Origin of the sequence: Streptomyces sp. WAC06614 (assembly GCF_003949795.1) — a bacterium.
GTDB lineage: Bacteria > Actinomycetota > Actinomycetes > Streptomycetales > Streptomycetaceae > Streptomyces.
The window spans coordinates 1-5,924 of sequence record NZ_RPRY01000389.1 but is presented as its reverse complement, the minus strand read 5'-3'; the positions used below and the strand labels follow the sequence as shown (position 1 = coordinate 5,924).

Genomic DNA, 5,924 nt, shown 5'->3' with positions numbered 1-5,924 from the left:
GTCCCGCCCCCGCCTCCGCACACCCGCCCGGCCGGCCCGGCTGCCGTTGGACCCCTTCGTGACGGCCCTGCTGGCCACCGTAGGACTGGCCGCGCTGCTGCCCGCCCGGGGCGCCGCGGCCGAGGTGGCGGGGGCGGCCGCCACCGGGGCCGTCGCCCTGCTGTTCTTCCTCTACGGTGCCCGCCTCTCCACCCGCGAGGCCCTCGACGGCCTGCGCCACTGGCGCCTCCACCTCACCGTCCTCGCCTGCACCTTCGTGCTCTTCCCGGCCCTCGGCCTGGCCACCCGCGCGCTGGTGCCGACCGTGCTGACCCCCTCCCTCCAGAGCGGCCTGCTCTTCCTCTGCCTGGTGCCGTCCACGATCCAGTCCTCGATCGCGTTCACCTCGGTCGCGCGCGGCAACGTCCCCGCCGCGATCTGCGCCGGCTCCTTCTCCAGCCTCGCCGGGATCTTCCTGACCCCGCTGCTCGCGGCGGCCCTCCTCGGCGGCGCCGCCGGCGGCTTCTCCCTCGACTCGGCCCTGAAGATCGTCCTCCAGCTCCTCCTGCCGTTCGTCGCGGGCCAGCTCCTGCGCCGCCGGGTCGGCGGCTTCGTGCTCCGCCACAAGCGGGCGCTCGGGTACGTCGACCGCGGCTCGATCCTGCTCGTCGTCTACGCCGCCTTCGGCGCGGGCATGGCCGCCGGGATCTGGCACCAGGTCAGCCCCGCCCGGCTGGGCGCGCTGCTGCTCGTCGAGGCCGTGCTGCTCGCCGTGATGCTCGGGCTCACCTGGTACGGCGCCCGCCGCCTCGGCTTCGACCGGGCCGACCGGATCGCGATCCAGTTCGCCGGGTCCAAGAAGAGCCTGGCGGCCGGACTGCCCATGGCCAGCGTGCTGTTCGGGGCGCAGGCGAGCCTGGCGGTGCTGCCGCTGATGCTCTTCCACCAGATGCAGCTCATGGTGTGCGCCGTCCTCGCCCGCCGCCGCGCCCGCGACCCCGAGGGCCAACTCCCGCCCCCACGTGCCGCGGAGGTCTCCGATACCGTGCCAGGGTGACCTGGATACGTCCCGCCGCCGGCGCCCGAGCCGAACGACCCTGCACCCTCGTGGTGTGCCGCGGCTGCTGCTGCGGAGACCCCCGCAAGAACCCCGGCACCGACCACGCCGGACAGCTCGCCCGGCTGCGGACGGCCGTCGAGGAGTCGGACGGGCGGATCGCCGTCCGTACGGTCGACTGCCTCGGCCCGTGCGCGCAGGCCAACATCGTCGTGGTCCAGCCCACCAGCGAGGCCCGGCGCCGCGGCGCCCGGGCGGCGTGGTTCGGCTGGGTCCTGGACGACGCCGCCGTCGACGAGATCGCGGCCTGGGCCGCGGCGGGCGGCCCGGGCACCCCGCTGCCCGCCACCCTCGACCTGCACCGCGTCGACCCGCCCGCCGCGGACCGCCGGCCGGAGCCGGACCGCCGCGCGAAGGACCGCCGCTCCCGCCGCGGCGGCCGCGCCTGACCCCGGCGGCCGCGCCTGACCCCGGTCGGCCGCGCCCGGCCCGGGGGGAGCCGGGCCGGCAGCCCCTAGGCGGACGCGGCCCGGGCCCGCGGCAGCGGGATGCGCTGTTCCCCCGCGTAGATGTTCATGTCGCCGCCGCGCAGGAAGCCCACCAGCGTCAGCCCGGTCTCCAGGGCCAGGTCCACGGCCAGCGACGAGGGCGCCGACACGGCGGCCAGCACCGGGACGCCCGCCATCACGGCCTTCTGCGCCAGTTCGAACGAGGCCCGCCCGGACACCAGCAGCACCGCCCCGGCCAGCGGCAGCCGTCCGGCCTGCAACGCCCGACCGACGATCTTGTCCACGGCGTTGTGCCGGCCCACGTCCTCCCGCAGGTCCAGCAGCTCGCCCTCGGCGGAGAACAGCCCGGCCGCGTGCAGCCCGCCCGTCCGGTCGAAGACCTTCTGCGCCTCCCGCAGCCGGTCCGGCAGCGCCCCCAGCAGCTCGGCCGGTATCCGTACCGGGTCGGCGGCCAGACCGGGGAAGCGCGAGGCGGTCCGTACGGCGTCCAGGCTGGCCTTGCCGCACAGCCCGCAGGAGGAGGTCGTGTAGACGTTCCGCTCCAGGCTGATGTCCGGCACGGGCACGCCGGGCGCGAGCTGCACGTTGACCACGTTGTACGTGTTCGTCCCGTCCTCGGTGGCCCCCTCGCAGTAGGTCACCGCCCGCACGTCCGAGGCCGCGCCGAGCACGCCCTCGCTCACCAGGAAGCCCACCGCCAGGGCGAAGTCGTCGCCCGGGGTGCGCATGGTGATCGCCAGCGGCTTGCCGTTCAGCCGGATCTCCAGGGGTTCCTCGGCCACGAGCGTGTCCGGCCGGACCCCCGCCGCCCCGCCCCGGATCCGTACGACGCGCCGGCGTTCGGTGACCCGTCCCATCCCGATCCGCCCCGTTCCTCTCGCCACCGCACCCCGGAGGGTCTTGGACCGCCATTGTCCCGTACCCGGCATGATCCAGCGGACTCTCCAAAACCGGGTGTGTGAATCCTGTCGGGTCACACGCACCCGTACCGGTCGGTAGCAGGCAAAGCTGGCGGTCCTGACCTCCGACGCTAAGGGGAAATCCGCCGATGACCGTGCCCATGACCGGTTCCCGTGTGGTGGCGACGGGGCACTACCAGCCCGCGAAGGTGCTCACCAACGAGGAGCTCGCGGCCATGGTGGACACCAGCGACGAATGGATCCGCAGCCGGGTCGGGATCAAGACCCGCCGGATGGCCGGCCCCGAGGAGCCGGTCGACCTGCTCGCGGCCGAGGCGGCCGGCAAGGCCCTGGCCGCGGCCGGGCTGACCCCGGACGACATCGACCTGGTCCTCGTCGCCACCTCCACCGCCGTCGACCGATCCCCCAACATGGCCGCCCGCGTCGCCGCCCGGCTGGGCATGCGCGGCGCCCCCGCGGTCATGGACCTCAACGTCGTCTGCGCCGGCTTCACCCACGCCCTGGCCACCGCCGACCACGCGATCCGGGCCGGCTCGGCCACCCGCGCCCTGGTCATCGGCGCGGACAAGATGACCGAGGTCACCGACTGGAACGACCGCACCACCTGCGTGCTGACCGGCGACGGCGCCGGCGCGGCCGTGGTCGTCGCCTGCGACGCGGCGGACTCCGGCATCGGCCCGGTGCTGTGGGGCTCGGTCCCCGAGATGGGCAACGCGGTCCGCATCGAGGGCAGCCCGGCGGTCTTCGCCCAGGAGGGCCAGTCCGTCTACCGCTGGGCCACCACCCAGCTCCCGCCGATCGCCCGCCGCGTCTGCGAGCGGGCCGGGGTCACCCCCGAGGACCTGGCCGCCGTCGTCCTCCACCAGGCGAACCTGCGGATCATCGAGCCGGTCGCCCAGAAGATCGGCGCCGTCAACGCGGTGATCGCCCGCGACGTCGTCGACTCCGGCAACACCTCGGCCGCCAGCATCCCCATGGCCCTGGCCAAACTGGTCGACCGCGGCGAGATCCCGTCCGGGGCCCCCGTCCTTCTGTTCGGCTTCGGCGGCAACCTCTCCTACGCCGGCCAGGTCATCCACTGCCCCTGACCACCGCTTATGCGGGTGAAGAGCACCTCGAACCCCTGCTATTGTTGTCCATGTCGCCGCGGGAAACCGCGACAGACCACCGGTCCGGGTGGCGGAATGGCAGACGCGCTAGCTTGAGGTGCTAGTGCCCTTTATCGGGCGTGGGGGTTCAAGTCCCCCCTCGGACACCAGCGGAAGAGGCCCCACCGAATCGTGGGGCCTTTTCGCATGCCCGGGGCCGACCGCGGGGCGCGCGGCTCGGCCGGGCCAGGGCCGATGCTTCTGGGGGAAGGCCGCCTCCCCACGAGGGGGGAGACGACCTTTCCACTCTCGGAGGACCTCTGCGTCAGGCAGCGGGCCGGGGGTCCGGTACCGGCAGGGGTGCCGTGGCCATGGCGGGCACGGTCCAGCGCTGGGCGTCGCTGTTGTTGCAGCTCCAGAGCCAGAGCTGGGTTCCGGCGTCGGTCCGGGCGCCGTTCAGGTCGAGGCAGCGGCCCGAGGCCGGGTTGTAGATGCTGCCGTCGGCCCGGGGGTGGAACTGCTGGGCGGGGTTGCCCTTGCAGGTGACGAGCTGGATGAGGGTGCCGTCGGTGGTTCCGGCGTTGAGGGCGTCGAGGCACTTGCCCTGTACGCGGAGGGATCCGTCGGCGCGGACCTCGAAGGTCTGGGGTCCGGTGCCGTTGCAGTTCCAGAGCTGGATCTTGTTGCCGTCGGCCGTGCCTCCTTGATCGTTGTCGATGCACTTCCCGCCGAACGCGGTCAAGGTGATCGGGCCGGTGGCCCCGGGGGCGACCGGAGCGGCGGCGTACGGATAGACGGCGAGGTTGCTGACGCCGCCGGTGAAGCCGCCGTAGGCGTCGGGCCCGCCGTTGACCTTGTAGCGGCCGAGGACGAGCGGGCCGACGGGGGCCGGGCTGTCGGAGGCACGGTGGTGTCCGCTGGCCGCGAGGGTGCCGTTGGCGTAGAGGTGCATCTGACCGGTGTCGGCGTTGTAGACGGCGGTCAGGCGGGTCCATTCGCCCTTGGTGACGCGCGCGGCGGAGTTGCCTCCGGGGGTGGTCCACTCCGGGGATGCTTTCCGGACCACCCGTCGGGCTGTCACCTCTTGAGGTCGACGACCTGACGGAAGTACTGCGTGGCAACCTCTCAGCGGCCCGTTTCGCCAGGGAGAGCGGAGTGCTTACCCTCGACCGAGTGCTGGCTCTGTTGGTTCGCGTCATCGCTGATGAGGCGATGACTTACGAAGAGGTCAAGGCTCTCATGGAATCAGCACGGGAAATGAATGAGGAAATAGTGCGGGCCGGGGACCTGCTGCGGCCGCCGTATCGAGGGGTTGACGTCGATCCGTGGGACGTGACCGAGACAGGATGGCAGGACCTCGACCTGCTCGATCTCGGTGGGCTGAGGATTCCACGCAGGGCTGCGCGAAGGCTGGAACTCAACCGTTTGGGCAACGGATCGGACTACGCGGAGGCAGTCCTCCTCCGTGACGGAACAGCAAGCCTGCAGCTTCAAGCGTTTCGAACCTCCGGGAAACCCGAGTGGGAGAAGGTGCGCGGCACGCTTGAGGCAGATGTACGAGCGCGCGGTGGTGAGGTGGAGCATTGGTCTGGGAGGGCGGGCGTTGAGCTCAGAGCGGTCATCCCCGTCGTAAGTGACGCTCATGGGCGAGAGTCGATGACGGTGCGCTTCATCGGATGCGACGGTCCGGGATGGCTCTTGCGGGGCGGGGTGAACGGTGAGGTAGCACTCCCCGAGAGCCGTGACGAATGGGCATATTCCTGCTTCGAGAGCGTGGTGGTGGTTCCCTCCTTCTCCGTACCCAGCGCGTCTCTTTCGATCTCGCCCGGTAACCACGGATCTGTCGCACCGAAGGAGTCGCAGCGGGTGATTCCCTTGCGAATGCCTGAGTGAACGCACCCGAACAGGGGGGCACTCCCCTGGCAGTGCCCCCCTGTCCGACTGGCTCATCGCTTCTCACCCAGCTCGGGGGGCAGCACCCCGAAGCAGGCTGATCTCCCGGGCCGCGCGCCCGGTCCGTACGTGGCGGTGGCCTCGACCAGACACTCCGGTCGGGGCCGTGGCTCGTCCGAGGTCCGTTTTCGGCGCAGGTCTTCCTGCCGGTCAGGGCCAGGGCGGGGCGATCTTGCGAGGGTTCTCCGCCGTGTGGCCGCCGCACCGCAGACTCCGGTCGATCTGGGGTCTTTCTGTTTTTCCCCGGGGTCTTCCGCGGTCGCGTCGCGTGAAGTGGGTGGGGGGTTTGGTCATGCTGGGCCGTGGGTCCCGGGTGGGGGCCTTGGTCGGGTGTGTGAGGAGATGTTGTGGCCGGTGACGAGGTGGAGCGGTTTTTGGGGGCTCTGGAGCCCGGGGAGCGGGAGGAGGTCCGCGGGCG

Annotated in this window: 6 protein-coding genes and 1 tRNA gene; 5 read left to right on the top strand and 2 right to left on the bottom strand. The window is 72.1% G+C overall.

Going from position 1 to position 5,924, the window contains the following annotated elements:
* Both EF918_RS31395 and EF918_RS31390 read left to right on the top strand, forming a co-directional pair.
* Nucleotides 1-1,036: bile acid:sodium symporter family protein (locus EF918_RS31395; RefSeq protein ID WP_260610837.1), on the top strand; the 1,036-nt coding region annotated here is incomplete at its 5' end.
* Nucleotides 1,033-1,485, top strand: a complete 453-nt coding sequence (locus EF918_RS31390; RefSeq protein ID WP_185922006.1) for a (2Fe-2S) ferredoxin domain-containing protein — start codon at nucleotides 1,033-1,035, stop codon at nucleotides 1,483-1,485. The genes EF918_RS31395 and EF918_RS31390, both read left to right, overlap by 4 nt.
* Before the next feature lie 65 nt (nucleotides 1,486-1,550).
* On the opposite strand, the gene fdhD is transcribed toward EF918_RS31390, so the two are convergent.
* A complete protein-coding gene (gene fdhD / locus EF918_RS31385; protein WP_125652316.1) occupies nucleotides 1,551-2,402 on the bottom strand; it encodes a formate dehydrogenase accessory sulfurtransferase FdhD in 852 nt (283 codons plus the stop codon).
* Nucleotides 2,403-2,605: 203 nt separating this feature from the next.
* Between fdhD and EF918_RS31380 the strand changes: the two genes are divergently transcribed.
* Both EF918_RS31380 and EF918_RS31375 read left to right on the top strand, forming a co-directional pair.
* Nucleotides 2,606-3,553, top strand: a complete 948-nt coding sequence (locus tag EF918_RS31380; RefSeq protein ID WP_125652315.1) for a beta-ketoacyl-ACP synthase III — start codon at nucleotides 2,606-2,608, stop codon at nucleotides 3,551-3,553.
* Nucleotides 3,554-3,635: 82 nt separating this feature from the next.
* Nucleotides 3,636-3,723: transfer RNA gene (locus tag EF918_RS31375), tRNA-Leu, on the top strand.
* Between the two features lie 155 nt (nucleotides 3,724-3,878).
* On the opposite strand, the gene EF918_RS31370 is transcribed toward EF918_RS31375, so the two are convergent.
* Nucleotides 3,879-4,619, bottom strand: a complete 741-nt coding sequence (locus EF918_RS31370) for a ricin-type beta-trefoil lectin domain protein (RefSeq protein WP_125652314.1) — start codon at nucleotides 4,617-4,619, stop codon at nucleotides 3,879-3,881.
* On the opposite strand from EF918_RS31370, the gene EF918_RS31365 reads away from it, so the two are divergent.
* Complete coding sequence (locus EF918_RS31365; protein WP_125652313.1) at nucleotides 4,604-5,446, top strand: DUF3710 domain-containing protein; 843 nt, start codon at nucleotides 4,604-4,606, stop codon at nucleotides 5,444-5,446. The genes EF918_RS31370 and EF918_RS31365 overlap by 16 nt on opposite strands.
* Nucleotides 5,447-5,924 lie beyond the last annotated feature (478 nt).

Excerpts from the sequence above, each read along its gene's own strand:
- fdhD (WP_125652316.1), bottom strand. The coding sequence starts at position 2,402 with ATGGGACGGGTCACCGAACGCCGGCGCGTCGTACGGATCCGGGGCGGG.
- EF918_RS31380 (WP_125652315.1), top strand. The coding sequence starts at position 2,606 with ATGACCGGTTCCCGTGTGGTGGCGACGGGGCACTACCAGCCCGCGAAG.
- EF918_RS31365 (WP_125652313.1), top strand. The coding sequence starts at position 4,604 with ATGCTTTCCGGACCACCCGTCGGGCTGTCACCTCTTGAGGTCGACGAC.